General features: G+C 63.0%; 25 protein-coding genes, 1 other RNA gene and 1 pseudogene. 16 read left to right on the top strand and 11 right to left on the bottom strand.

What is annotated here, in order from left to right:
• Window positions 1-74 precede the first annotated feature (74 nt).
• The 4 genes from ACTJKM_RS04825 to ssrA form a co-directional block, all read right to left on the bottom strand.
• Window positions 75-311 (bottom strand): ribbon-helix-helix domain-containing protein, encoded by a 237-nt coding sequence (locus ACTJKM_RS04825; RefSeq protein ID WP_057253558.1) that lies wholly within the window; start codon window positions 309-311, stop codon window positions 75-77.
• A 193-nt stretch (window positions 312-504) separates the two neighbouring features.
• Complete coding sequence (locus ACTJKM_RS04820; RefSeq protein WP_057253560.1) at window positions 505-717, bottom strand: DUF4169 family protein; 213 nt, start codon at window positions 715-717, stop codon at window positions 505-507.
• Window positions 718-841: 124 nt separating this feature from the next.
• On the bottom strand, window positions 842-1,354 hold the full coding sequence (locus ACTJKM_RS04815) for an SspB family protein (RefSeq protein WP_057253562.1): 513 nt from the start codon (window positions 1,352-1,354) through the stop codon (window positions 842-844).
• A gap of 132 nt (window positions 1,355-1,486) precedes the next feature.
• Window positions 1,487-1,846: a transfer-messenger RNA gene (ssrA, locus tag ACTJKM_RS04810) on the bottom strand.
• 146 nt (window positions 1,847-1,992) lie between these two features.
• Between ssrA and ACTJKM_RS04805 the strand changes: the two genes are divergently transcribed.
• The 12 genes and pseudogenes from ACTJKM_RS04805 (at window position 1,993) to ACTJKM_RS04750 (ending at window position 12,007) form a co-directional block, all read left to right on the top strand.
• Window positions 1,993-2,301: a DUF2853 family protein gene (locus ACTJKM_RS04805; protein ID WP_057253564.1), complete on the top strand. Its 309-nt coding sequence runs from the start codon at window positions 1,993-1,995 to the stop codon at window positions 2,299-2,301.
• Window positions 2,302-2,504: 203 nt separating this feature from the next.
• Window positions 2,505-3,299, top strand: a complete 795-nt coding sequence (locus ACTJKM_RS04800; protein WP_113514380.1) for a thymidylate synthase — start codon at window positions 2,505-2,507, stop codon at window positions 3,297-3,299.
• A 161-nt stretch (window positions 3,300-3,460) separates the two neighbouring features.
• On the top strand, window positions 3,461-4,066 hold the full coding sequence (locus ACTJKM_RS04795) for a glutathione S-transferase (RefSeq protein WP_057254388.1): 606 nt from the start codon (window positions 3,461-3,463) through the stop codon (window positions 4,064-4,066).
• Window positions 4,059-4,595, top strand: a complete 537-nt coding sequence (locus ACTJKM_RS04790) for a dihydrofolate reductase (protein WP_113514378.1) — start codon at window positions 4,059-4,061, stop codon at window positions 4,593-4,595. Before ACTJKM_RS04795 ends, ACTJKM_RS04790 begins: the two co-directional genes overlap by 8 nt.
• Before the next feature lie 41 nt (window positions 4,596-4,636).
• Window positions 4,637-5,172 (top strand): annotated as a pseudogene (locus ACTJKM_RS04785) (dihydrofolate reductase).
• 155 nt (window positions 5,173-5,327) lie between these two features.
• Window positions 5,328-6,437 (top strand): FtsH protease activity modulator HflK, encoded by a 1,110-nt coding sequence (gene hflK, locus ACTJKM_RS04780; RefSeq protein ID WP_093233684.1) that lies wholly within the window; start codon window positions 5,328-5,330, stop codon window positions 6,435-6,437.
• Window positions 6,434-7,357: a protease modulator HflC gene (gene hflC, locus ACTJKM_RS04775; protein WP_057253572.1), complete on the top strand. Its 924-nt coding sequence runs from the start codon at window positions 6,434-6,436 to the stop codon at window positions 7,355-7,357. Before hflK ends, hflC begins: the two co-directional genes overlap by 4 nt.
• Before the next feature lie 7 nt (window positions 7,358-7,364).
• The gene (locus tag ACTJKM_RS04770; protein ID WP_057253574.1) at window positions 7,365-7,550 is read left to right on the top strand and encodes a DUF2065 domain-containing protein; all 186 of its coding nucleotides are present in this window, start codon (window positions 7,365-7,367) and stop codon (window positions 7,548-7,550) included.
• 6 nt (window positions 7,551-7,556) lie between these two features.
• Entirely contained in the window at window positions 7,557-7,943 is a 387-nt protein-coding gene (locus ACTJKM_RS04765; protein WP_057253576.1) for an ACT domain-containing protein, read from the top strand.
• Window positions 7,944-8,248: 305 nt separating this feature from the next.
• Window positions 8,249-9,775: a DegQ family serine endoprotease gene (locus tag ACTJKM_RS04760; protein WP_440659959.1), complete on the top strand. Its 1,527-nt coding sequence runs from the start codon at window positions 8,249-8,251 to the stop codon at window positions 9,773-9,775.
• 335 nt (window positions 9,776-10,110) lie between these two features.
• Window positions 10,111-10,890: an RDD family protein gene (locus tag ACTJKM_RS04755; protein WP_113514376.1), complete on the top strand. Its 780-nt coding sequence runs from the start codon at window positions 10,111-10,113 to the stop codon at window positions 10,888-10,890.
• 214 nt (window positions 10,891-11,104) lie between these two features.
• Window positions 11,105-12,007: a LysR substrate-binding domain-containing protein gene (locus ACTJKM_RS04750; RefSeq protein WP_440659957.1), complete on the top strand. Its 903-nt coding sequence runs from the start codon at window positions 11,105-11,107 to the stop codon at window positions 12,005-12,007.
• 79 nt (window positions 12,008-12,086) lie between these two features.
• Here ACTJKM_RS04750 and ACTJKM_RS04745 read toward each other — a convergent pair whose 3' ends face one another.
• Both ACTJKM_RS04745 and serB read right to left on the bottom strand, forming a co-directional pair.
• The gene (locus ACTJKM_RS04745; protein WP_113514372.1) at window positions 12,087-12,653 is read right to left on the bottom strand and encodes a GNAT family N-acetyltransferase; all 567 of its coding nucleotides are present in this window, start codon (window positions 12,651-12,653) and stop codon (window positions 12,087-12,089) included.
• Window positions 12,650-13,537, bottom strand: a complete 888-nt coding sequence (gene serB / locus ACTJKM_RS04740) for a phosphoserine phosphatase SerB (RefSeq protein WP_440659955.1) — start codon at window positions 13,535-13,537, stop codon at window positions 12,650-12,652. The genes ACTJKM_RS04745 and serB overlap by 4 nt, the downstream gene beginning before the upstream one ends.
• Here serB and miaA point away from each other — a divergent pair.
• Window positions 13,536-14,474, top strand: coding sequence for a tRNA (adenosine(37)-N6)-dimethylallyltransferase MiaA (gene miaA, locus ACTJKM_RS04735; RefSeq protein ID WP_113514368.1), 939 nt, complete (start codon window positions 13,536-13,538; stop codon window positions 14,472-14,474). The two genes, serB and miaA, sit on opposite strands and share 2 nt — an antisense overlap.
• Window positions 14,475-14,785: 311 nt before the next feature.
• Here the strand turns inward: miaA and ACTJKM_RS04730 are convergent, their stop codons facing one another.
• Together ACTJKM_RS04730 and ACTJKM_RS04725 are read right to left on the bottom strand one after the other, a co-directional pair.
• The gene (locus ACTJKM_RS04730) at window positions 14,786-15,187 is read right to left on the bottom strand and encodes a VOC family protein (RefSeq protein WP_113514366.1); all 402 of its coding nucleotides are present in this window, start codon (window positions 15,185-15,187) and stop codon (window positions 14,786-14,788) included.
• Between the two features lie 236 nt (window positions 15,188-15,423).
• Entirely contained in the window at window positions 15,424-17,499 is a 2,076-nt protein-coding gene (locus ACTJKM_RS04725; RefSeq protein ID WP_440659954.1) for an ATP-binding protein, read from the bottom strand.
• A gap of 282 nt (window positions 17,500-17,781) precedes the next feature.
• On the opposite strand from ACTJKM_RS04725, the gene cax reads away from it, so the two are divergent.
• Window positions 17,782-18,879 carry a calcium/proton exchanger gene (gene cax / locus ACTJKM_RS04720; RefSeq protein ID WP_057253595.1) on the top strand — a complete coding sequence of 366 codons (1,098 nt, stop codon included), beginning with the start codon at window positions 17,782-17,784 and terminating at the stop codon, window positions 18,877-18,879.
• Between the two features lie 378 nt (window positions 18,880-19,257).
• Window positions 19,258-19,626: a hypothetical protein gene (locus ACTJKM_RS04715; RefSeq protein ID WP_440659952.1), complete on the top strand. Its 369-nt coding sequence runs from the start codon at window positions 19,258-19,260 to the stop codon at window positions 19,624-19,626.
• 48 nt (window positions 19,627-19,674) lie between these two features.
• Here the strand turns inward: ACTJKM_RS04715 and ACTJKM_RS04710 are convergent, their stop codons facing one another.
• Window positions 19,675-21,408, bottom strand: a complete 1,734-nt coding sequence (locus tag ACTJKM_RS04710) for an adenylate/guanylate cyclase domain-containing protein (RefSeq protein ID WP_113514360.1) — start codon at window positions 21,406-21,408, stop codon at window positions 19,675-19,677.
• Between the two features lie 168 nt (window positions 21,409-21,576).
• Window positions 21,577-22,455, bottom strand: coding sequence for a LysR family transcriptional regulator (locus ACTJKM_RS04705; RefSeq protein WP_113514358.1), 879 nt, complete (start codon window positions 22,453-22,455; stop codon window positions 21,577-21,579).
• 109 nt (window positions 22,456-22,564) lie between these two features.
• On the opposite strand from ACTJKM_RS04705, the gene ACTJKM_RS04700 reads away from it, so the two are divergent.
• The gene (locus ACTJKM_RS04700) at window positions 22,565-23,632 is read left to right on the top strand and encodes an alkene reductase (RefSeq protein ID WP_113514356.1); all 1,068 of its coding nucleotides are present in this window, start codon (window positions 22,565-22,567) and stop codon (window positions 23,630-23,632) included.
• Between the two features lie 78 nt (window positions 23,633-23,710).
• On the opposite strand, the gene ACTJKM_RS04695 is transcribed toward ACTJKM_RS04700, so the two are convergent.
• Window positions 23,711-23,851 carry a hypothetical protein gene (locus tag ACTJKM_RS04695; RefSeq protein WP_162764781.1) on the bottom strand — a complete coding sequence of 47 codons (141 nt, stop codon included), beginning with the start codon at window positions 23,849-23,851 and terminating at the stop codon, window positions 23,711-23,713.
• Window positions 23,852-24,000 lie beyond the last annotated feature (149 nt).

Here is a 24,000-nt window from a genome sequence, read left to right as displayed (position 1 = left end):
TGCAGCAAATCAAAGTGCTACAGCGCCGNCGGCGCTGTAGGTGATTTCTTGTTGTTGGCGCAATGGGTTGCGCGTCAGTTCGCGTCAGGCGACGGCAGCGCAAGTTTCGATTTCAGCCATTCCAGCACGTAGACCCGTAGCGCCGAGGAAAGGTTGCTATCGGGCGTGCGCTGGTCGTCGATTTCGGCGATGAGTTGCGCGAGCGGCATCGCCCTTGTCTCGGCGATCGCCTTCAGTTCCTGCCAGAACGCGTCTTCGAGCGAGAAGCTGGTGCGGTGGCCGTGCAGGGTCGCGGAGTGCTTACGGATCATTGTCCGGTCTCTGGATCAAAATGACTTTGGGGCGGATCGCCCCGTAAACGGGATCGATTGTAATAAGTTGGAGCGTGCTGCGGCGGAAAGTTGCCGCACGCGGGCTGCGGGATCGATTCAACTGCTTGGCAATTCGATTCGAAAAGCGGTCGCAAGTCCTTGCTCCGGAAGCCTTTTCTTCGGGAAGGGCGGCTCAGTCCTTGCTGTCGCCGCCTTCGTCCTTGGCCGGCCGCTCGATGCGGCCCTGGTCAAGGCGGGTCTCCGCCTTGTCGTTCAGCGCCTTTGTCAGGGATTTTTCAGCCTTGGTGCGGCCGAAGGAGATGCGGTTCTGTTCGGCCTGTTTTTCCTTTTCCGTGCGCTGCTGGCGCTTGCGGAACTGGCGCAGATTGACGACGTCGCCGGTCATGATCCGATGCTCCTTCAGCGCTGCGCGTCTTCAATGCGCAAAGGTCGCTGTAGCACTTCGCGTGGCTGCATGATCCCGGTCCCCCGATCGGCTGCGACCAGGGGGAGCTTGCAGCCGGTGGTGATCAGTTCTTTTTGCGGAAGGAATCGAGCGAAACGACGGAGCCGCCGCCGTTCTTCGGTTCGGTCGGCTTGTCTTCCTTGGCCGTGGCTTCGCCGTTTTCTTCCGGGACCGGATAGGCGGTGATTTCGGCCGATTCCACTTCTTCCTCCTCGCCGGCGGCGACATCGAACTCCAGCTCGAAATTGACCGAGGGGTCGTAGAAGCCGCGGATGGCGTTGAACGGGATTACCAGGCGTTCCGGCGTGTCGGAGAAGGAAAGCCCGATCTCGAAGCCGACGTCAGTGACCTTCAGTTCCCAGAACTGGTGCTGGACGACGATGGTCATCTGCTCGGGATACTTCGCCTTGAGGTGCTGCGAGATGCGCACGCCCGGCGCGCCGGTCAGGAAGGTGATGAAAAAGTGGTGTTCGCCGGGAAGATGGCCTGTCGTGGCGACTTCGGTCAGGACCTTGCGGATGACGCTGCGGAGCGCGTCCTGTGCCAGAATGTCGTAGCGGATGTGGTCCTGGCCCATGAGTGTCCCGTCTTTCCTCGAACTCAATCTTACTGCTTGCTGCCGGCTAGCCGCCGTCACGCTTCATTGCCCATCCACAAGGGACGAGTCAATTATTTGAGCATCTATAGACCATTTCGAGGCGGGGGAGAAGGTGAAGGCTTCTGTTGCCAGGTGCCTTCGGACCCCGCCTTACGGTGCTACCCGGAAGGACTTGATTTGAAGTGTCGCACCGCGATTAAGCAGCGAGACGTGCTTCAGCATAGTTGTCGTTTGCAACTATAAGTTTAGCCCGATAACGGTGGTACAATGCCGAGCAAAAAGTCGATCTTTACGCCCTTGTCGATCCTATTTCGCCCCCATCAAAAGCCGACCCTCAGGAGATCGGTTTTTGGTGGAGGCGCCGGGTACCGCCCCCGGGTCCAATGGGTTTATTTCATCGCCCGTTTATTGCCATAGCCGCCCGAAGACGGCACCGTTCATATAGGTCTTTCCTGTCTCCAAGAAAAGGGGGATGTGTCGGATATATGACTTTGTCCCGGACTGTGCCGGCCCCGAACCGCCTTGACTTGACCGGCATCCATGAAAAACTCCCGCTGCTGCATGCGGCAGGCATTGTCCGGCCGCAGTTTCGAGAAGCAAAGCAACCTGGAGGCCTCATGACGGACTACCTCGCAGATGTGCAGAAATACGACAGCGGCGCCGACGAGGCGATCGTGAACAAGATCGTGCGTCACCTTGGGATTGCGCTTCGCAACAAGGATTCTTCGCTCGTGTCGGCGACCGATCCGAAGGAGCTCGAGCGGGTCAAGGAGAAATGGTGCGAGAAGAAGCTCGGCATCAGCGGCGGCGATGCGGATACGGCGATCGCCGCCACGGTCAAGGAGATGTCTGCCGATCGCTCCAAGTCGCGCGTTACCTTCTATTACCTGGTGGCGAAGAACCTCGGGAAGCTGCAAGCGCTGTAGATCACGATGGTTTTGGGTCGATTGACCCAAAACCATAAACGTGATCGCCTCTCATAGTTAGAGCGGGATGAGGAAAAGCGCGTGCACTTTTCCTCATCCCGCTCTAGGGCAGCCGAATTATCCGGGATAATCGTCCCTTGGTCATTGGTTCGCCGCCGGCTTCGTCCTAAATTTAGGGCAATACGAATCGGTGGCGCCAGACCATGCAGCAATATCTCGACCTTCTCGACCATGTGATGACCAACGGAACCGATCGGGGCGACCGGACGGGTACGGGCACGCGCTCGGTCTTCGGTCACCAGATGCGCTTCGACCTCGCCGAAGGTTTCCCGGTTCTGACGACCAAGAAGCTGCACCTGCGCTCGATCATCCATGAACTGCTCTGGTTCCTGAAGGGCGATACCAACATTGCCTACCTCAAGGAAAACGGCGTCACCATCTGGGACGAATGGGCCGACGAAAACGGCGATCTCGGCCCGGTCTACGGCTATCAGTGGCGCTCCTGGCCGGCGCCGGATGGGCGTCACATCGACCAGATCGAAGGCCTCGTCGAAAGCCTCAAGACCAACCCGAATTCGCGCCGCCACATCGTTTCGGCCTGGAACCCGGCGCTGGTGGACGAAATGGCGCTACCGCCCTGCCACTGCCTGTTCCAGTTCTACGTGGCGGACGGCAAGCTCTCCTGCCAGCTCTATCAGCGCTCCGCCGACATCTTCCTCGGCGTGCCGTTCAACATCGCGTCCTACGCGCTTTTGACGATGATGGTGGCGCAGGTGACCGGCCTGAAGCTCGGCGATTTCGTGCACACGCTCGGCGATGCGCATATCTACCACAACCATTTCGAACAGGCCCGGCTGCAGCTGACCCGCACGCCGAAGGCGTTGCCGCGGATGGAAATCAATCCTGACGTGAAGGACCTGTTTTCTTTCTGCTTCGAAGACTTTACGCTCGTCGGCTACGAAGCTGATTCAACGATCAAGGCGCCGATCGCGGTCTAAGGCACCTGGGCGGGGCGGACCCGCCTGCGCGCCAGCGGCGACCCGGCGTGTGCGGGTGGGCCTCGCTGCCATGCATGACAATACGGGCGTGGCCATGGAGCCGATTGGCGAGGGCTGCAGCGGAGAGTGGCCGGGGAGGGCTGGCCCTCAAGGGAGGTATGATGCTCACACTGATCCATGCGCCCCTGTCGCGGTCGTCGCGCATCGTCTGGCTGCTTGAGGAACTGGGTGCCGAATACGAGATCCGCTACGTCTCGATCCGCCGCTGGGATGGCTCCGGCGCGCCGGACGATAACAATCCGCATCCGCACAAGCAGGTGCCGGCGCTCATTCACAACGGCGCAGTGATCTGGGAATCGGCGGCGGTCGTGCAATATCTGACCGACCTCCATCCCGATTGCAGCCTCGGTCGGCCGCCCGGTCACAAGGAGCGCGGCGCCTATCTCTCCTGGCTCGCCTATTATGCCGGGGTGATCGAGCCGACGGCGCTCGCCCATATCTCCGGTGCGACCATCAACAATCCGGCGCAGGCGCGGCTCTACAACGAAATGTGCGCTCATGTGATCGACGTGCTCACCCGCCGGACCTATCTGCTCGGCGAAACGATGAGTGCGGCCGACCTGCTGCTCGCAAGCGCGCTGCAATGGATGCGCAAGATCCTGCCGGAAAGCACGGTGGTCGACCGCTACATCCGCGTGGTGACGGACCGGGCGGCCTACGACCGGGCAAGGGAAATCGACAGCAAACCGAACGGGTTCCATGACTGAAACGAAGAGCATCCATCCGAAGATATCGATCGTCGTCGCCGTTGCCGCCAACGGCGTCATCGGGCGAGACGGCGATCTGCCCTGGCGGCTTTCGACCGACCTCAAGCGCTTCAAGGCGCTGACGATCGGCAAGCCGGTGATCATGGGGCGCAAGACCTGGGCTTCGCTGAACCGTCCGCTGCCTGGCCGTGCCAATATCGTCATCACCCGCAACACGGATTTTGTCGCCGAAGGCGCTGATGTCGTGCCATCGCTCGATGCCGCGATCGCGGTCGCGAACCGCGAGGCTCAGGCGGCGGGCGTCGATGAGATCTGCGTGATCGGCGGCGGCGAGATCTATCGCCAGTCGATCGGCATGGCGGATATCCTGCATGTGACCGAGGTCCAGGCCGACGTCGACGGTGACACGCGCTTCCCTGATATCGACGCGCAAGTGTTCGAGAAGGTGTTCGAAGAGGACCTGCCGCAGGGCGAAAAGGACAGTCACGCCATGCATTTCGTTACCTGGAAGCGGCGTGCGACAGCCTGACGCGCCGGATCGTCAACTATTTTGCTGACCGCAAGGGCTTCATGACTGAGACGAAGAACCTCGATCCGAAGATATCGATCGTCGTCGCTGTTGCCGCCAACGGCGTCATCGGCCGCGAGGGGGATTTGCCCTGGCGGCTTTCCACCGACCTCAAGCGCGTTAAGGCCCTGACGATCGGCAAGCCGGTGATCATGGGGCGCAAGACTTGGGCTTCGCTGAACCGTCCGCTGCCTGGCCGTGCCAATATCGTCATCACCCGCAACGCGGATTTTGTCGCCGAAGGCGCTGATGTCGTGCCATCGCTCGATGCCGCGATCGCGGTCGCGAACCGCGAGGCTCAGGCGGCGGGCGTCGATGAGATTTGCGTCATCGGCGGCGGCGAGATCTATCGCCAGTCGATCGCGCTTGCCAATATCCTGCATGTGACCGAGGTACAGGCCGAGGTCGACGGTGACACGCGCTTTCCTGATATCGACGCGCAAGTCTTCGAGAAGGTGTTCGAAGAGGACCTGCCGCAGGGCAAAAGGACAGTCATGCCATGCATTTCGTTACCTGGAAGCGGCGTGCGACAGCCTGACGCGCCGGATCGTCAACTATTTTGAACCATTTACGGTGAACTCGGGCCTATCGCGTTGAAAGCGGTGCGGGTGATACCTATAACGGTTTCACATCGTAAACGACCGCGCGGTGGCGCGGCCGTTTGGCGTGGGAAGTTTCAATAGAGAGGTTTTGATGCCCTGGAGCAATCAGAATGGCGGCGGCGGCCCATGGGGCGGCGGCGGCGGCGGCAATCAGGGCCCATGGGGCCAGGGGCCCAATCGGCCGCGTGGCGGCAAGGGTGGCCCGCCGGATCTGGAAGAGATCATTCGCCGTGGTCAGGACCAGCTTAAGAATGTCGTTCCCGGCGGTTTCAACGGCGGTGTCTTCGCCATCGTCGGCCTGCTGATCGTCGGCTTCATCCTGATCAATTCGATCTACACGGTGCAGCCAGACGAGCGCGGCGTCGAAATGCGCTTCGGCAAGCCGAAGGAAGAAATTTCGATGCCGGGCCTGCACTATCACTTCTGGCCGCTCGAAACCGTCGAGATCGTCAAGGTGACGGAGCAGCAGCAAAACATTGGCGGGCGCACTGGTGGTCAGTCCAATTCGGGCCTGATGCTCTCCGGCGACCAGAACATCGTCAACGTGCAGTTCTCGGTGCTCTACTCAGTCACCGACCCGAAGGCCTATCTGTTCAACGTCGAGAACCCGGCCGACACGCTGCAGCGGGTCGCAGAAAGCGCCATGCGCGAAGTCGTCGGCCGCCGTCCGGCCCAGGACATCTTCCGCGACAACCGTCAGGCAATCGCCGCCGACGTGAAGAGCACGATCCAGGCGACGATGGACACCTATGGTGCCGGCGTCTCCGTCAACACCGTCGCGATCGAGGATGCGGCGCCGCCGCGCGAAGTGGCCGACGCCTTCGACGAAGTGCAGCGTGCCGAACAGGACGAAGACCGCTTCGTCGAAGAAGCCAACCAGTACGCCAACCAGGTGCTCGGCAAGGCCCGCGGTCAGGGCGCGCAGATCCGTGAAGAGGCGGCCGCCTACAAGGACCGCGTCGTCAAGGAATCACAGGGTGAGGCGCAACGCTTCATCTCCGTCTATGACGAATATTCCAAGGCGCCCGAAGTCACCCGCAAACGTCTCTATCTCGAAACGATGCAGGGCGTTCTCGGCAAGTCGAAGAAGGTCATCATCGACGAGAAGAACGGGCAGGGCGTTCTGCCCTATCTGCCGCTGAATGAAATTGGCCGGCCTGCCCAGTCGGGTGCAGCAGCAGCAGCGGGAGCAGCACAGTGATCAACAATCGTACCTCAGTCATCCTGATCCTGCTCGCCGTCGTCTTCGTCGGTCTCTATTCGTCGATCTTCGTGGTCAACGAACGCCAGCAGGCGATCGTCGTGCGCTTCGGTCAGATCCAGGACGTCAAGGCCGAGCCGGGCCTCTACTTCAAGCTGCCCTTCGCCTTCATGGATGCCGACCGCGTGCAATATGTCGAAGACCAGGCGCTGCGCTTCGACCTCGACAACATCCGCGTCCAGGTCTCGGGCGGCAAGTTCTATGAAGTCGATGCCTTCGTCGTCTACAAGATCGCCGATCCCCGCCGCTTCCGCGAAACCGTTTCGGGCGACCGCGATTCGGCCGAGGCACGCCTGCGCACCCGTCTCGACGCATCGCTGCGCCGCGTCTACGGTCTGCGTGGCTTCGAAGCGGCACTGTCGGACGAGCGTGCATCGATGATGCGCGAAGTTCGCGCCGACCTCAAAACCGATGCCGAATCGCTCGGCCTCAACATCGAGGACGTTCGCATCCGTCGCACCGACCTGACGCAGGAAGTCTCGCAGCAGACCTTCGACCGCATGAAGGCCGAGCGCCTGGCCGAAGCCGAACTGATCCGCGCCCGCGGTAACGAAGCCGGCCAGCGTCGTCGCGCCATCGCCGACCGTCAGGTCGTCGAGATCGTCGCCGAGGCGCAGCGCGATTCGGAAATTCTGCGCGGTGAGGGCGAAGCCGAACGGACGAGGACCTTTGCCGACGCCTTTGCGCGCGATCCGAAGTTCTTCGAATTCTACCGCTCGATGGCGGCCTATACCCAGTCGATCGGTAGCCCGGACACGACGCTTGTGCTTTCGCCGCATTCGGAATTCTTCCGTTACTTCAACGACTCCGAAGGCACTGCACCGGCTGCCGCGGCGCCGCCAGCAACCACCGGGAACTAAGCGGGCGATGTCAGATTTCCTGACGGGAATCGCTTTCTTCCTGATCATCGAGGGGCTGGTGTACGCACTGGCCCCTTTGGTTTTGGTGGAAATGGCGAAGCGTTTGCCGTATGTCCCCGAACATCAGCTTCGACTGGCGGGGCTCTTTTCCGTGGCTGCCGGGGTCGGACTTGTATGGTTGCTTCGAGGATAATGCGAAATGCCACATAAACTGCTGATCCGGCTGGTCGATGCCGAATACGCGATCACCCGCCTCACTATCGGCTCCAGCATACCGGAATGGTTGCCGGGGCCGGGCTTCTGGACGGTGTCGAGCTCCCGCGAGGAGATGACGCTGGTCTGCCGAGCCGCCCGCGTGCCTTCCAGCGTCCAGAGCTCGCTCGGCTGGCGCTGCTTCCGCGTCGAACAGCACTTTGCCTTTGACGTTCCCGGCGTGCTCTCGTCCGTGCTCAGGCCGCTTTCGGCCGCCGGCGTCGGCGTCTTCGCCAATTCGACCTTCAGCACCGACTATGTCTTCGTCGCCGGTTCCGATCTCGACAAGGCGGTGCAGGCCCTGAAAGACCACGGGCACGACCTGACGACCTGACACGTCGCGCCTCCTTCCAAGAAGACGCAGCCGGTACCTTCCAGCCTTTCGCAGTCCTCTGCGCGGGGATCAGGAAATCGTGTGTGGACGCTTCCGAATTCCGCCTTATCTTCAGGTGAAAATCGAAAGTCGCGCGGTTTGCGGATTGCGTCGACGGTTCCTACCGCATAGGCGCTCTTGCCGGTTCCGGTCGACGCAAAATTGTGCGAAGAATCAAAGTGCTATGGCGCTCGGCGCCGTAAGCAGGAGAGGTGGCGGCCAAGAGAAGCGGTCGACCATCGAACAGCCAGAGGAGCTTAAGCGACTTGTCCACGCGAACGAAATTCCGAGCTCACTCGCTTGGCGCCACCCTGGGCGTTCTGGCGCTCGCAAGCGCGCTTGCCTTCAGCAGTACTGCGCTCGCCCAGAACACGGCCATTCGCCCGCCGACCAACGGTCCCGCTTCCGTTGCCGATCTCGCCGCCGGGCTGTTGGACGCGGTCGTCAACATCGCGACCTCCCAGAAGGTCAAGAACGATGACGATGCGCCGGCACCGCAGGTGCCGGAGGGCTCGCCCTACCAGCCCTATTTCGACGAGTTCTTCAAAGGGCAGGGTGGCCAGGGCGGCAACCGTCAGCGCACGGTCGATTCGCTCGGCTCCGGCTTCGTCATCGATCCCACCGGCTTCATCGTCACCAACAACCACGTGATCGAAGGTGCCGACGACATCGAGATCAACTTCGCCAATGGCAGCAAGCTGAAGGCCAAGCTCGTCGGCAAGGACACCAAGACCGATCTCGCGGTCTTGAAGGTGGAGCCGAAGACGCCGCTGAAGGCGGTGCCTTTCGGCGATTCCCGCAAGATGCGCATCGGTGACTGGGTGATGGCGATCGGCAATCCGTTCGGCCTCGGCGGCTCGGTTTCCGTCGGCATCATCTCGGCGCGCGGCCGCAACATCAATGCCGGTCCCTACGACAACTTCATCCAGACGGACGCGGCGATCAACCGCGGCAACTCCGGCGGGCCGCTCTTCAACATGGCCGGCGAAGTGATCGGCATCAACACCGCGATCATCTCGCCGTCGGGTGGCTCGATCGGCATCGGCTTCTCGGTACCGACGGAGCTTGCCGCCAACGTCGTGCTGCAGCTCAAGGATTTCGGCGAGACCCGGCGCGGCTGGCTCGGCGTCCGTATCCAGCCGGTGACCGACGATATCGCCGAGAGCCTGAAGATGGCGACGCCGCATGGCGCGCTCGTCTCCGGCATCATCGAGGGCGGGCCGATTGCCCATGGCGAGATCAAGGCCGGCGACGTCATCGTCAAGTTCGACGGCCGTGACGTCACGGAGATGCGCGATCTGCCGCGTGCCGTTGCCGAAAGCCCTGTCGGCAAGGCGGTCGACGTGGTGGTCGTCCGTGACGGCAAGGAGCAGACGGTCAAGGTGACGCTCGGTCGCCTCGAAGATGGCGATGATGTCGCTGCCGCGCCGGCGGCGACAACCAACGACGAGACGCAAAAGCCGGACAAGCCCGAAGCAGCCCCGCTGCCCGCGACCGATGTCGTGCTCGGCATGAAGCTTGCGACGCTGAACGAGGAGACGCGGAAGAAATACGGCATTGCCGAAGACGTGGACGGCGTTGTCATCACCGAGGTCTCGCCGAATTCGGCGGCGGCGGAACGCCGTGTCGAGCCAGGCGACGTGATCGTCGAGGTCGGCCAGGAGGCGATGGATACGCCCGGCGACGTTGCCGATCGCGTCGAGGAGCTGAAGTCGAACGGCCGCCGCAACGCGCTCCTGATGCTCTCCAGCAAGACCGGCGAACTGCGCTTCGTCACGGTGCGGGTGGAGTAGGCGAGCCCGCCACGATGGCCAGCCGCCGCCGCGTGTTTTGCTGCGGTCATGCCGCCGATTGTCGAGTCTTTTCAGTGCGATCGGCGGACAGGCTTGAAGATAGAATCCACCTGTTCAGTTTTTGATTCAGATCTCTTCAGTGGTTTGCGGCCGCCCCTCATCCTGCGTCCGCGACCAGAAAAGGGCGTGCGGTTGTCCGCGTTTCTTTCGGAGTTGGATGCGATTGTGGCGACGAGCGGCTGGCGCGGGTAGGGCAGGTATTGATTTCCCCGCAAGGTTGTCTTTACACCTAGCGAACTGGGGTCGAACAGATCCCATTTCGCCGGGGGAATCTGATGACGGACAGCGTTGAGAATGTCGTATCGCGCGCAGGCTTCTGGCGACGAGCCATAGCATTCCTCATAGACTTTATGCTTGTCGCCCTGCCGATGCAGGCTGTGGTCGTCGTTCTGTTCATGCTAACCGGCGGAGCCGTGCAGGCCAGTTTTGGTTTCCATAGTACGGTTTGCGAAGATATCGGTGATCTTCCGATAGCGCCTACGCCACCGCCACCAGCCGATTACAATAGCGTCGTTGAATGCCGGGTTACGTTGGCTGGGTTCGACCTGAAAAGAACTTTGACGGTCAGCAAGATTACCGTTGAAGCTGGGACCACGACCCGGATTTCGCAAACCTATTATCTGGGAGCAGACGGGAAACAACGCGACGTCTGGCCCGTCGATTTCTTCGGCATTATCGTATTCCTGGCGTATCTCGTGGTGCTGGAAAGCCGCCGCGGCGCGACGCTCGGTAAGCAGTTGCTTTCGATCAGAACGGCGAGCCATCGGGATGCCTTCGCCGTTGGCGTACCTGTACGTTCGGCTTTGCTGCGTTACGCCGTGATGTTTGCTGCGGTCGTTCCCGGCATGCTGGTGACGTTGGGATTTGAACTCGCTGTGGCACGTGGGGCCTGGGACCCGTTTGTTCTGCTCACCCACCCTTTCTTCGTCGGCGCCAACATTCTCGCAGGGCTCATATTCGTCGGATGGTTTGCTTGGATTACCGTGAGTGTCATCCGAAAGCGGGACCCCGTTTACGATCGTGCTGCCGGAACCTCGGTCTGGGTGCGGAGTTGAAGCGCCGCAGACTAACAGTCGCCACTCTCTACCGCTCGAGGGTGCATGCAGGACTTCCTGCGGGCCGGCTGGAAGGTCATCAGCCGCAGGGCTTCGAACAGGATGTCGATGATCGCGAGCATGGCCGCACCTCCTTTCTGACCTTTATTTCACCGCACTTGCCCCTGTCCCTCAAACGAGTTTACTGTCGGCTTCGGATAACTTGAGGTTATGCATGAAGCGCGGACGATTGCCCCTGACGGCGCTGCGGAGTTTCGAGGCGGCGGGACGACTGGAGAGCTTCACGCTGGCCGCCGCCGAGCTTTTCGTCTCGCAGGCGGCGATCAGCCGTCAGGTGCGCGAGCTCGAGGACCTGATCGGCCGGCCGCTGTTCGAGCGGCATCATCGCAGCGTCCGGCTGACCGCCGATGGCCGCGTGCTGCTTGGCGTGCTGACGTCGGCATTCGACATGGTCGGAGAGAGCCTCGATATGCTTTCGGGGCGGCGGCTCTCGCAGACGCTGAAGGTCAGCGCCGAGCCTTCCTTTGCCGGGTGCTGGCTGGTGCCGCATCTGCAGGAGTTTCAGGAGGCGCACCCGGAGATCGACCTGGTGATCGATGCCGATCCGCGGCTTTCCGAGTTTCGCAGCGGCGAGGCCGACATTGCCATCCGCCACAGCCTTGCGACCGATCGCTGGCCGCGGGTCGAGTCGCGGCTGCTGGCGCGCGTGCAGATGATCCCGGTGATCGCACCGGCGCTGGCCGCCTCGGGGCGGCCGCTCGATCGCCCCGACGACCTGCTGCAGCACGCGCTTCTGCATGAGGACAACCGGCAGCTCTGGGAACAATGGTTCGCGACCGCCGGTGCCGCGCCGGTGAAGCTCGAGCGCGGCGCCATCTTTGCCGATGGTTCGATGGTGTTGCAGGCGACGCTCCGTGGCAGCGGCGCGGGTCTGATCGACCGCGACCATGCGCGCGATGATGTGATCGCCGGGCGGTTGATCCAGTCTTTCGAGGTATCTGTGCCCTATGGCGCGTTCTTTCTCGTGGCGCGGCGCTTCGATGCGCTGTCGGATGCGGCAAAGGCTTTTGTCGCCTGGATCGAGCGGAGTTATCCGGGCGCCGGGCGGGAGACGTGAGACGCGCCAAGAGTGTTGTGATCGGCCACTCTCTGTCCGGCAGGATAGTGAGGGGCAATCCTGTCGAAAGAAGGCCTGGTTACTTCGCGCGCCGCTTCCGCCACTCGGCGGCGCTGATGGCGTAGAGCACGTGGGGGACGAGCGCCGGCTGATCGGCGGGGACGCGGGGGTGGTCGAAGTCGCGGGTGGCGTCGCGGTGCATGCCGAGCCGTTGCATGACCGCCGTCGAGCGGCTGTTGGCGGCGATCGCGAAGGAGACCACCTCGTCGAGCCCCTTTTCCTCGAAGGCGTAGCGCAGGAGTTCGGAGGCGGCTTCCGTGACAAAGCCCTTGCCCCAATAGGACGGCGCCAGTCGCCAGCCGATCTCGACCGTTCCCTTGGGCAGGTGCGGATCCAGGTCGGTCAAGGCGAGGCCGCAGAAGCCGATCGGCCGGTCGTCGGCCTTCAGCGCTATCGCGAAGAAACCCAGACCGGTCTCGGCGATGCCGCGGCCGACACGATCGAAGAGCGTGTCGGCTTCCGCGCGGTTGCGGCGGAAGGGGAAGAATTCCATGACCTTGGGGTCGCTGTTGATCGCGAAGAAGAGATCGCGGTCGCTTTCCTTCCAGGCTCGAATGCGCAGCCGCTCGGTCTCGGAGATGATCATCCGACGAAATCCGTCTTGCGATAGCCCTGGAGATAGAGAAGGGCGGTCAGGTCGCCGTGGTCGATGCGCACCTTGGCCTGTTCGGCGACCACAGGCTTGGCATGCAGCGCGACGCCGGTGCCGGCAAGCTGGATCATGCCGAGGTCGTTGGCGCCGTCACCGACGGCAAGGGCTTCGTCCGTCGAGATGCCGAGGCGGCCGGCAATGTCGATGAGGGCATCGACCTTGGCCTGCTTGCCGAGGATGGGGGAGGCGACCTCGCCGGTCAGCACGCCATCTTCGGCGATCAGCGTGTTGGCGCGGTTCTCGTCGAAGCCGAGCATCTCGGCGATCGGTCCGGTGAAGACGGTGAAGCCGCCGGAGACGAGCGCGGTGTAATGCCCCTTGCTCTTCATCGTCGCGATCAGGGTGCGTCCACCCGGCGTCAGAGTGATGCGTTTGGCGATCACCTCGTCGACGACGCTGAGTGGCAGGCCCTTCAAAAGCGCGACGCGCTCGATCAGCGCCGGCTCGAAGGCGATCTCGTCGTTCATGGCGCGGGCGGTGATGGCCGCCACCTTGTCCTTGAGGCCGACTTCGGCGGCCAGTTCGTCGATACATTCCTGGCCGATCATTGTCGAATCCATGTCGGCGATCAAAAGCCGCTTGCGGCGGCTCTCGGCGTCCTGCACGGCGACATCGATCGGCGCGCCGCCGATTGCATCGCGCAGCAGGGTTTCGGCCGCATCCGGGTCAGTGCCGTCGGCGAGCGCGATATCGCAGGCGACGCCATCGGCCAGCCAATAGAGGCCGGACGCCTTGACGGCATCGGCGGCGGTTTCCGCGAGTGCTGGCGTCAGAACAGGATTTGACGGATTGGCGATAAGCGTGGCAACGAGAGCCATGGACAATAACCTTGAAACCGAGAGCGACGCGATCCTGATAACCGGGCCGACCGCCAGCGGCAAGTCTGCGCTTGCGGTCGAACTGGCGCGCCGGCACGGCGGCGTGGTCGTCAATGCCGACAGCATGCAGGTCTATGACACGCTGCGATTGCTGACGGCGCGGCCCGACGAAGCGGATATGGGCGGCGTGGAGCACTGTCTCTATGGCCATGTGCCGGCCGCCGCAGCCTATTCCACCGGCGCCTGGGTGCGTGAGGCGCAGGCGCTGGTCGCGCGGCTCAAGCAGGAGGTGCGGATGCCGGTCTTCGTCGGCGGCACCGGGCTCTATTTCAAGGCGCTGACCGGCGGTCTCTCGGACATGCCCGAAATCCCGGCCGCGATCCGCGAGCGGCTGCGCGAACGGCTGAAGGCGGAAGGGCCCGAAGCCCTGCATCGCGTGCTCGAGGCCAAGGACCAGGAGACGGCGGCGACCTTGAACGTCGGCGACGGCCAGCGGATCGTCCGGGCGCTCGAAGTGGTGGAGGCGACCGGCAAGCCGATCCGCTTCTTCCAAAAGCAGAACGGCCCGATGATCGTCGATCCGGACCGGGCGGAGAAATACGTAGTGCTGCCGGAGCGCAAGCTCCTGCACGACCGCATCAATCGCCGTTTCGAGTTGATGCTTTCGGGCGGCGCGATCGACGAAGTGCGGACGCTGCTTTCGCTCGACCTGCCGCCGGAAATGCCCCTCATGAAGGCGATCGGCGTCAGCCAGATCGCCGCACTTCTGAGGGGCGAACTCGACGAGGCCGAGGTGATCGAGATGGGTGCTGCGGCAACGCGGCAATATGCCAAGCGCCAGATGACCTGGTTCCGCAACCAGCTCGACGAGAGCTGGCGGCGCATCGAGAGCGCCGAGGCCGTGTTGTCGAGCGGAGGGGCCAACTCCCGACCATGAAAAACGAGCAGAAATCACTTCCCGACAGCGCGGAAATCCGCCTTTCTCCCATGAAGCCCCGTACTTTTCGACCTCCTTTCCCGTTGGTGCGGGGAGAATGATGCTCCCACGCCGGGCGCGGAGTGCTTCGAAAGCGCCGCTGAATGCGCTGTGCTGCACGGGCTGCTTGCGGATCTGGAAAAGCAACTGGTCGCACCTTTTCGGGCAGACTACGCCGACGTCGTCAAAGAGGCCCGTCTCCGGCTTGAGGCATGGTGGGACTATGCCGATTTGAGGGGCTGACACGTCAGTCTCGCTCGGCAGAATTGCGCTCAGGCCGCCAAATTCAGTTGCCAGGAAACGCCGAAGCGGTCGCTGATCCAGGTGAAGCGCTGGCTGAAACCGTAGTTGTCGAGTGGCATCAGCACCGCGCCGTCCTCGGCCAGCATGGTCGCGAGCGTGATGATCTCGTCCTCGCTCTGGCATTCGACGAAGAAGGAGAAGGAGGGGGTAAAATCGAAGGCGTGTTTGACCGGGCTGTCGATGCACTTGACCCTCTGTGCGCCGAGCCGGAAGAGCGCAACCTTGATGCTGCCTTCAGGACCCTGCTCGCCCGGGCCATAGTGCTCGATCTCCAGCACCTCGGCATTCGGGAAGAGCGAGATGTAGAAGGCCATGGCTGCCTCCGCGACGCCATCCTGGAACATCAAGAAAGGGGTTACGCTTGCGACCATGGCGGCCTCCTGACGTCGTTTTCGTTGAGTGCTTGAAGATCCGCTGTCTGTTCGCGCTACAGGATTGCGCAGACCAACGACGGGGCGCTGCAAAGGTTCCGTGGCATTCCAGAAGCCTTGCGACCGCACCTTTGGATGAGCGCCCGGATCACGAGACAATCATGATCCGTATTCTATCGGAGGCCCAATTTCCCTGGCAAGGCCAGGGGTCGCGCAAGGAGCGACGGGAATTTGCGCTAGGTCTTGCGGATGATGCTGCCGAGCGGCCGCTTCAGCAGGCTTTCCCGGAGCGACCCTTCGCGCGGTCGATCGCCCGCGGTGGGCGGCGAATCGTGTGCTGTGGGCGGCGGCGCCGCGAAGCGAGGCGCGGGCTGCTCGGCCGCGGGCTTTTCGTTCAGAAGCTGTTGGCGGATCTGGTTGAAGCGCTCCAGCTCGGGATTGGGGGAAATGGTGCTGCGTGGAAGCATGTCCGGGCGGTAGGGCTCGGCAGAGAGGGCCTCGTCGGCGAAGCCATGCTCCGCCTCGCTTGCGGATGTGGCGCCGAGTTCGCTGTCCCAGCGCTGCTCTTCGCTGCCGGTCGTTGCCGCAATGTAGCTCTGCTGGAAGCCGGAAATATCCGGCCCGTTGATCGCCCGCATGCGGCTGACGATCGAGCGCAGGTCGACGGTCGGCGGTGCGTCTTCGTCGATCCGGTCGACGATGCCGTGGGCGCGCGGCAGGCGCTCTTCGGCTATCCGGTTGAAACGCATGCGCATCGGCACCGCGACGGCCTCGCCGAAGGCGATCGCTTCGCCGTTGCCGATCGAGGAGATGAAGCTGGTGGTCGAGGTCGAGGAGTTCGGGATGGCCGAACGGATGATCTCCTGGTCGCGGTCGTTGGCAAGCCGCATGGCAAAGACCGTCGAGCACTGGGAAAGGATCGTCGGGTCGAGCTCGCCGGGGCGCTGGGTGATGACGCCGAGCGAGACGCCGTATTTGCGGCCCTCCTTGGCGATGCGGGCAATCGCCTGGCGGGTCGGCAGGAAGCCGAGCGAGGGATCGGCCGGCACGTAGCGGTGCGCCTCTTCGCAGACGACAAGCATGTGAATGCCGCCATTGCTCCACAGGCCGATTTCGAAAGCCATGCGGCAGAGCACCGAAGCGACGGAATTGACGACTTCCGAGGGAATGCCGGCAAGTTCGAAGGTGGCGATCGGCTTTCCATCGCCGGGAATGCGGAAGATCTTGGCGATCGTGTCCTGGATCGTGTCGGTGATGGTGTTCGAGGAGAACATGAAATGGTAGCGCGGATCGTTGATCGCCGAGACGATCTTGACCTTCAGCGAGCGCAGATGCGGCTTGTCGTTGCGCCCCTCAAGCCGGCCGATGCGTTCGTCGATCAGCGCCAAGAGGTCTGCTATACGGTAGGGCACCGGCGTATCCGCGGTGATCGAGCTTTTCTCCGTCTGGCGCCGCATGAGGCCGGATTCGCCACCCCGGAAAGCCTTCTTCGCTTCGGGAATGATGTCGCGCAGCATGTCGAGCTCGTCCGGCGGCGCCGGGCGGCCGCGGAAGATCACCTCGGCGAATTCCTCGAGGCGGAAGAACCAGAAGGGCAGGTCGAGTGTGTCGGTGGCGATGACGACCGCAAGCTCCGGGAAGGCGGCGGCGAACTCGTTGTGCGGGTCGAGGATCAGCACGCGCAGCTTCGGATCCGAGGCGATCGCCTTGTTGAGCAGCAGCGTGACTGCGGTCGATTTGCCGACACCGGTCGTGCCGACGATGGCGAAGTGCTTGGCGAGCATCGAGGGAACGTGGATCGTCGCGTCGAGGCTCTCATCCTGAGTGAGCTTGCCGATGATGCAGCTGTCGTTGCGGCCGGAATCGTAGATGCGGGCAAGGTCGGCCGCGCGAATGCGGTGCACGATGGCGCCGAGATAGGGATATTGGCTGATGCCGGCGGAAAACGCCTCGCGCCCATCGGCCCCCTTGTGGACCTCGCCCATCAGTTCGACTTCGATGCGGAAGGTGTTGTTGGCTTCCTCGCCCCATTCGGCCGAGGCGGTCTGCATGGAATAGACCAGCGCCACGACGCGGTTTCTGCCGACGGAGATCGAGATCAGTCGCCCGACCGACCAGAGTTCGGTCAGCGACGTTTCGCCGTTTTCGGCGACGGCAGCGATCGTGGCGCGCGCGCCGCTGCACGCGACGACACGCCCCAGGAACCGGTTGCCGGGCTTCAGGCCGTCACGGCGATCCTGCTCTCCCGCGCGGATTGAGGAATGAAGATCATTGTTCAGCAACGCAAAAACCCCGGCATCACGGTCGCTCATGTTAGCCGGGGGGATTTAACAAGTGGTTTCGCGGATTTTGCGCGACGCTCAGCCCAGGAGGTGGCGCAGGATGCCGGCCGAGGCGACGCCGATCAGCACGGTCGGCAGCGCCTACTCGGCGATCTCGTGGCGCGGCGGGTCGACGGTAGGGCCGTGGCGCGTGCGACTTGATAAAAGTCAATGCGCCTTTGCCTGAAGCGGAATAATCCTATGCCCTGACCAACAGCATCCAGCCGGACATGGCATCCGGTTAGGCTTGCCGGTTGGCGTGGGGAGGCGGCCATGGGCAGTGCATTTGATTACGTGCGCCGGACACCCATTCTCTGGCTTCTCGTTTTCGTCCCCCTGGCGATCGCGGGCGAGCACATCTGGCCGGGGGCACACACTTTGCTGTTCCTCCTTTCGGTGGCTGCCATCGTGCCGCTTGCGGCCCTGCTCAGCCAGGCGACGGAGTCCGTCGCGGCACGAACCGGCGATACGATCGGCGCGTTGCTCAACGCGACGCTCGGCAACCTGACGGAACTCGTCATCGCGCTGATGGCGCTCGCCGCCGGTCAATACCTGCTGGTCAAGGCCTCGATCGCCGGCGCCATCGTCACCAATACGCTCTTCATGCTCGGAGGCTCGTTCCTCTTCGGCGGGCTGCGCTATCACCTGCAGGAGTTCAACCGGGTGAATGCGCGCTTCCTGGCGAGCCTTCTGTTCATGGCGACGGTCGCGGTTCTCGTGCCGTCGCTCATCGGCGCAGCCGACGGACAGCCGCAGACGCCCTTCACCCAGCAATTGAGCGCCGGCCTGTCTGTTGTCCTGATCGTCGTCTACGGGCTCTGGATGCTGTTTTCGCTCAGGACCCATCGCGAACTTTTCATCTCCGCCGGCTCCGGGCATGGCGGAGAGGAGGCGCATTGGCCGCTGGCGACCGGTATCGGCGTGCTTCTGGCGGTGACCGTGCTGGTGGCGCTCGTCAGCGAGGTTTTCGTCGGCTCGGTGCAGGTGGCGGCAGAAGAGCTTGGCATGACGCCGGCCTTCGTCGGCTTCGTCGTCGTCGCGCTCGTCGGGGCCGCGGCCGAGATGGCGACCGCCTTTTCCGCTGCGCGCAAGGACCGGCTCGACCTAAGCGTCGGCATCGCGCTCGGCAGCGCGGTGCAGATCGCTCTCTTTGTCGCGCCGCTGCTGGTGCTCTTGAGCTATGTGCTCGGGCCGCAGCCGATGGACCTGCAGTTCTGGCCGGGGGCCATCGTGATGATGCTGGTCGCGACCATGGCGGCGACGCTGCTGTCGAATGCCGGCCGTTCTGCCTGGTACATGGGCGTGCTGGCGCTGACGGTCTACGTGATCTTCGGCATGACCCTGTTCCTGCTGCCGCCACAACAGCCGTGAGACGCGGCTTCCGTCTGGTCGACGATATCAAGGGAGAGGGCGGGATGGCGGGGTCGAGGTGGCGCGCGGCTGCCGGCTATTTGGGGGAGTTCATGTCGAATACGACCCAGCGGAAGAACAGGTAGATCGCAGCAAAGCTGATGACGAGCGGCATCAGCACAGGGAGGTCAAGCATATCATTGCCCTTGGTTTGAAGCTGCATCATGCAGCAATGCGAATCTTCCACGGCAAGTGTTAATGCGAGGTGCACGAGATTTATCAGGCTTGACCTCAACTATAGTTGAGCTCCTACAAACCCTTCCATGACGACGCGCGGAGCGTCATTCCCGGTTCCAGCCCGGCCCGGGGAGCCAGACGACAAGCGACATGGAGGACGGCATGACTGAGCAGCTGCTTTTTCGGAACCTGATGAGGATCACCCCCGGCCATCTCGATCCGTTCCGCGAGGCGGTGCTGAGCGCGATCGCCTTCGTTGAAACGCACGCACCGCAGCTGATGGCGCAGACCTTCATCGACGAGAAGGCGATGCAGGCGGTAAGTATCCAGCTCTATCGTAATTCGCAGGACGTGCTCCGACACTGGCAGATGTCCGACGCGCATATCCAGGATGTGTCTGCCCATTGCACGGTGGAGCGGCTCGAGGTCTACGGCAATCCGAGCGAGGCGGTGGCCAAGGGGCTTGCGCCCTTCATCGGTGACGGGCGCGGTTTCATCATGCCGCCGCGCACGGGCTTTTCGCGGTTCTGAAACCAATTCCGGTGTGAAACGGTTCCATGATCGGGCCAGCCGATTGCGTCACGCCGGCAGTCCTGCCTTCAGCAGGCCCTGGCGGAACAGGTCGCGGTGTTCGTCCAGCTCAAGCAGGAGGCCGCGCCGGATGAAGTCTTCCGTCGAGAAGTCCGGGCGCACCTGCAGAAGGCGGGCCTTCGTCTCCTCGGCGGCGGCGCTGCTGCCGGCCTGCGCATGGCAGGCGACAAGGCGCGCGAGCGTGAAGGGGCCGGGATTGGGCAACTCCTTGAGCGCCGCGGCTGCCTCTTCATAGCGGCCGAGGATATAAAGGGCGTTGCCGAGTGCAGCGCTATACCAGGGTGGCGGAAATGGGTTCAACCGGAAGCCTTCGTTGATCCACTCCATTGCTTCATCAAGCTTGCCGCGTCGCGCAAAGAGGCCTCCCATCTGCACCAGCGCACTGGCATCATTGGGGTTCAGCAGATAGGCGCGCCGATAGTGTCGTTCGGCCAACTCGAATTCGCGGCGATTGACGTGAATGAGCGCCAGCAGCCGCTGGCAACCGCCTTCGGTCTCGTCGAGCGAGACCGCCTTGCGCGCCATGGCCAGGGCACTGTCGAGAACGTCCTGCGGGGCATTGGCGTAGCCTTGCGCGGCGGTGGTCGCGAGTGCCAGATGGGCGTAAGCCAAGGCAAAATGCGGGTCGCGGTCGACGGCCGCCTGGAACATGGCGCATGCCTGCCGGTTGTCTTCCGGCTCGTAGCCGCGAATATGCGCGAGCCCACGCAGGTAGAATTCATAGGCCGCAAGGCTCGTCGGCGGCTTGCGGAGCGCCTGCCGCATGCCGGCGCTCTCGATCTGCCCGACGAGGGTGGAGACGATCGTCCGGGTCACCTCATCCTGCACCGCGAAAATATCCGTCAGGCTTCGGTCGTAATGCTCCGACCAGAGGTGTGCGCCGCTCGCTGCCTCGACCAGCTGCGCGGTGACGCGGATCCGCTCGCCGGCGCGGCGGACGCTGCCCTCGACGAGGTAGGTGACGCCGAGCCGGCGGCCGATCTCCCTTCTATCGACATTTCGATCGCGGAAGCTGAAGGATGAACTGGCTGATGTGACGGAAAGCGAGCGGAACCGCGCGAGCCCGCCGATGACGTCCTCGCTGATGCCGTCGCTGAAGAAGGTCTGCTCCGTCGCGCCGCCGAGGTTCTCGAACGGCAGGACCGCGATCGACGTGTGCGCGCAGGCTTGCGAGGCCGCCGGCCCCATTGTCGGTGCGTCCGTCCAGTGCCAGACGCGGATGGGGCGCGTGATGTTCTTCAGCGCGATCTCGCCGCCGTCGAGGAAGGCCGATCGGTTCTTGGCGCTGAGTTGCCGATGGACGACATCGGCGATGCATATGCCACCGGGGGATGCCGAGGCCTGCAGGCGCGCGGCGACGTTGACGCCGTCGCCAAGGAGATCGTCTCCTTCAATGACGACGTCGGCGAGATTGATGCCGATCCTGACGAGGATGCGGTCGTCGGGAGGCTGCTCCAGCTGATCGGAAGCGAGCGCCTCCTGCAGCGATAGGGCGCAATCCACCGCGTTGACGGCGGAGTCGAAGGCGACCAGCGCGCCGTCACCCATCAGCTTGACGATCCGCCCGCCGCAGGCGGCGATGCTGGGAGCAAGGATGGACGTCTGCAGCCGCTTCATAGTGCCGAGCGTGCGAATTTCGTCGGCCTCCGTCAAACGGGAGTAGCCGACAATGTCGGTGGCCATGATGACCGCAAGTCGCCGCTCGACGCGCCCGTTTGCCATCCCGCTCTCCGCATGCTGTCTATATTTTAGCGTGTTCTCACTAGGGCCGGAAGATGAAGGCGTTCGCGGTCAAAGCGCGTTGCGATCTTTCAGATTCGCTCCTTGCGTTTCTTTCGATTTTTCGAATGTCATTTCGCAAAACCGCTGCCTACTTTTGCGCGACTTACTCTAGCTGCGTCCCATCTGTTGCTGGAGAAACTCGATAAAGCGTTGGGTCTTGGCCGGCAGTAGCCGTGTTTCGGTGATGGCGTGGATTGCGACGGAAGTGCCCTCCCAGGCGGGCAGCACACGCTTCAACCGACCCTCGGCGAAATCGTCACCGGCGATGCGTTCGGCCAGCAAGGCGATGCCCTGACCGTTGACGGCAAGTGCGCGCATCATGCCGACATTGTTGACCGTGAAGCGGCCGCCGACCGAAACCTCGATCTTGTGGTTGCGGCCATCATGCAGCGTCCAGTCCGTTGCCCTCGGCATAGAGATGCAGTCGTGACGGGCCAAATCCGCCGGAGCTTGCGGCTCTCCGAATGCGTCGAGATAGGCAGGGGAAGCGTAGAGATAGCGTGCGTGGCGGCCGAGCAGCCGCGCGATCAGGCGTGAATCCTGCAGTTCGCCCGCACGGATCACCACGTCGAAGGGCTCCGTCACCAGATCGACGCGCCGTGGTGTCAGGTCGAAATCGAAGGTGATGCCGGGATAGCGCCGGGCGAATTCCGCGATCAGCGGCGTCATGTAGATGGTCGCGAAATCGACCGGCATGGAGACGCGCAGGAGGCCGCTCGGCTGCTCCAGCATGGCGCCGAGCTGCTCGTGGGCGAGGCGCGCTTCGTCGACGATGCGCTTGCTGCGCTCGAAATAGAGTTGGCCCGCTTCGGTGAGTTCGATCTTTCGCGTCGTGCGGTGAAGCAACCGCAGCCCGATCGCCTTCTCCAGCTCGCTGATCCGCCGCGAAAGGGTGGAGTTGGGCATGCCGACGATTTCGGCGGCTTTGCGAAAGCTTCTGGCTTTCGCCACTTCGACGAACAGTGCCATGTCGTTCAAATGGGTCATCGCATTGCTCCATCAGTGGAACAGTAAATTCAGTATGGCTATATTTATCCCGGAAACGGAATAGTGGACAAGGACTCCAACTTAAGGACAAGCCTCGAAGGAGATCCTGATGAGCCTGCTATTCAACCCTGTCCGCATCGGTCGCTACACGCTTGCCAACCGGTTGGCCATGGCGCCCATGACCCGCAGCCGCGCCGAATTCGATGGTACGCCGGGCGCGCTTGCCGCCGAATATTACGCCCAGCGCGCCAGCGTCGGCCTGATCGTGACCGAAGGCACCCAGCCTTCTGACGACGGCCAGGGCTATCTCACCACACCCGGCATCCATACCGATGCGCATGTCGCCGGCTGGAAGAAGATCACTGCTGCCGTGCACGAGAGGGGCGGTCATATCTTCGTCCAGCTCATGCATGCCGGGCGCATGTCGCACCCCGACAACACGCCGCATCACCGCCAGGGCGTTGCGCCGTCGGCGATCGCGCCGGGGAGTGGCATGTTCACGGCAACGGGCATGCAGGACATCCCGACGCCGCGGGCGCTGACGACCGAAGAAGTGCGCCGGACCGTTGCCGACTTCCGCCATGCGGCCCGTCGCGCGGTAGAGGCCGGTGCCGATGGCGTCGAGATCCATGGCGCCAATGCCTATCTGGTCCATCAGTTCCTGGCGCCGAGCGCCAACACCCGCACCGACGAATATGGCGGATCGATCGAGAACCGCGCGCGCTTCGCGATCGAGGTAGCCGCGGCCATCGCCGAGGAGATCGGCGCGGATCGCACCGCCATCCGGCTTTCTCCCGGCCTTGCGATGTGGGGCATCGACGAGGGTGCCGAAGGGCCTGATCTTTATCGTTATCTGGTTGCCGAACTCGACAGGCTGGGCCTTGCCTATCTGCACATCATGCATGCGGGCGACGAGCCATTGCTCGCTTCGCTCCGCAAGCTCTGGACGCAGCCCTTGATCCTGAACAGGCCGGGCCGCGGACGCGACGAGATCGGTTCCGATCTCGCATCCGGGCTCGCCGATCTGGAGGCCTACGGCCAGATGGTGCTGGCCAATCCGGATTTCGTTCACCGGCTGAAGGCCGAGGCGCCGATGAACGACGCCGACCGCATGACCTATTTCGGCGGCACCGCGAAGGGCTACGTCGACTACCCGGCGCTCGCCGCTACCGCCTGAAGTGGGAGCCCAGCAGAGCCGCGTTGTGAAGCCGATCGCCTCCGACATTGGGGGCGATCGTGCGTTTTTTGAGAGCGACTAATCCGCAACGCCACGCGGTCGCGATGTCTGCCAGAGGACGAGCATCGCGACGACGAGCAGCAGTGCCTCCGCTGTCGGTGTGGCGAACCAGATGCCCGGCTCGCCGAGGCTCCAGGCGTAAGCGACAACCAGCGGCATGGTGAAGGCATAGGGCTTCGAGAGGCTGAGAACCGCCGCCCGGCCGGCATCGCCTGTTGGCGGCGTGACCTACAGCGCCGCGCGTCTTATTAGACGCGCAAGGGTCGCTGGCACTTTGAATTGCTGCATGTTTTTGTCCTTTAACCGGC

The organism is Ensifer sp. 22460, assembly GCF_052044935.1.
GTDB lineage: Bacteria > Pseudomonadota > Alphaproteobacteria > Rhizobiales > Rhizobiaceae > Ensifer.
The sequence above is the reverse complement of the archived record's forward strand: the minus strand, read 5'-3'. Positions and strand labels throughout refer to the sequence as shown.

What these genes read in the sequence shown, in the direction of transcription:
- ACTJKM_RS04825 (WP_057253558.1), bottom strand. Translation starts at nt 311, where the DNA reads ATGATCCGTAAGCACTCCGCGACCCTGCACGGCCACCGCACCAGCTTC.
- ACTJKM_RS04820 (WP_057253560.1), bottom strand. Translation starts at nt 717, where the DNA reads ATGACCGGCGACGTCGTCAATCTGCGCCAGTTCCGCAAGCGCCAGCAG.
- ACTJKM_RS04815 (WP_057253562.1), bottom strand. Translation starts at nt 1,354, where the DNA reads ATGGGCCAGGACCACATCCGCTACGACATTCTGGCACAGGACGCGCTC.
- ACTJKM_RS04805 (WP_057253564.1), top strand. Translation starts at nt 1,993, where the DNA reads ATGACGGACTACCTCGCAGATGTGCAGAAATACGACAGCGGCGCCGAC.
- ACTJKM_RS04800 (WP_113514380.1), top strand. Translation starts at nt 2,505, where the DNA reads ATGCAGCAATATCTCGACCTTCTCGACCATGTGATGACCAACGGAACC.
- ACTJKM_RS04795 (WP_057254388.1), top strand. Translation starts at nt 3,461, where the DNA reads ATGCTCACACTGATCCATGCGCCCCTGTCGCGGTCGTCGCGCATCGTC.
- ACTJKM_RS04790 (WP_113514378.1), top strand. Translation starts at nt 4,059, where the DNA reads ATGACTGAAACGAAGAGCATCCATCCGAAGATATCGATCGTCGTCGCC.
- hflK (WP_093233684.1), top strand. Translation starts at nt 5,328, where the DNA reads ATGCCCTGGAGCAATCAGAATGGCGGCGGCGGCCCATGGGGCGGCGGC.
- ACTJKM_RS04770 (WP_057253574.1), top strand. Translation starts at nt 7,365, where the DNA reads ATGTCAGATTTCCTGACGGGAATCGCTTTCTTCCTGATCATCGAGGGG.
- ACTJKM_RS04765 (WP_057253576.1), top strand. Translation starts at nt 7,557, where the DNA reads ATGCCACATAAACTGCTGATCCGGCTGGTCGATGCCGAATACGCGATC.
- ACTJKM_RS04755 (WP_113514376.1), top strand. Translation starts at nt 10,111, where the DNA reads ATGACGGACAGCGTTGAGAATGTCGTATCGCGCGCAGGCTTCTGGCGA.
- ACTJKM_RS04750 (WP_440659957.1), top strand. Translation starts at nt 11,105, where the DNA reads ATGAAGCGCGGACGATTGCCCCTGACGGCGCTGCGGAGTTTCGAGGCG.
- ACTJKM_RS04745 (WP_113514372.1), bottom strand. Translation starts at nt 12,653, where the DNA reads ATGATCATCTCCGAGACCGAGCGGCTGCGCATTCGAGCCTGGAAGGAA.
- miaA (WP_113514368.1), top strand. Translation starts at nt 13,536, where the DNA reads ATGGACAATAACCTTGAAACCGAGAGCGACGCGATCCTGATAACCGGG.
- serB (WP_440659955.1), bottom strand. Translation starts at nt 13,537, where the DNA reads ATGGCTCTCGTTGCCACGCTTATCGCCAATCCGTCAAATCCTGTTCTG.
- ACTJKM_RS04730 (WP_113514366.1), bottom strand. Translation starts at nt 15,187, where the DNA reads ATGGTCGCAAGCGTAACCCCTTTCTTGATGTTCCAGGATGGCGTCGCG.
- ACTJKM_RS04725 (WP_440659954.1), bottom strand. Translation starts at nt 17,499, where the DNA reads ATGAGCGACCGTGATGCCGGGGTTTTTGCGTTGCTGAACAATGATCTT.
- cax (WP_057253595.1), top strand. Translation starts at nt 17,782, where the DNA reads ATGGGCAGTGCATTTGATTACGTGCGCCGGACACCCATTCTCTGGCTT.
- ACTJKM_RS04715 (WP_440659952.1), top strand. Translation starts at nt 19,258, where the DNA reads ATGACTGAGCAGCTGCTTTTTCGGAACCTGATGAGGATCACCCCCGGC.
- ACTJKM_RS04710 (WP_113514360.1), bottom strand. Translation starts at nt 21,408, where the DNA reads ATGGCAAACGGGCGCGTCGAGCGGCGACTTGCGGTCATCATGGCCACC.
- ACTJKM_RS04705 (WP_113514358.1), bottom strand. Translation starts at nt 22,455, where the DNA reads ATGACCCATTTGAACGACATGGCACTGTTCGTCGAAGTGGCGAAAGCC.
- ACTJKM_RS04700 (WP_113514356.1), top strand. Translation starts at nt 22,565, where the DNA reads ATGAGCCTGCTATTCAACCCTGTCCGCATCGGTCGCTACACGCTTGCC.
- ACTJKM_RS04695 (WP_162764781.1), bottom strand. Translation starts at nt 23,851, where the DNA reads ATGCCGCTGGTTGTCGCTTACGCCTGGAGCCTCGGCGAGCCGGGCATC.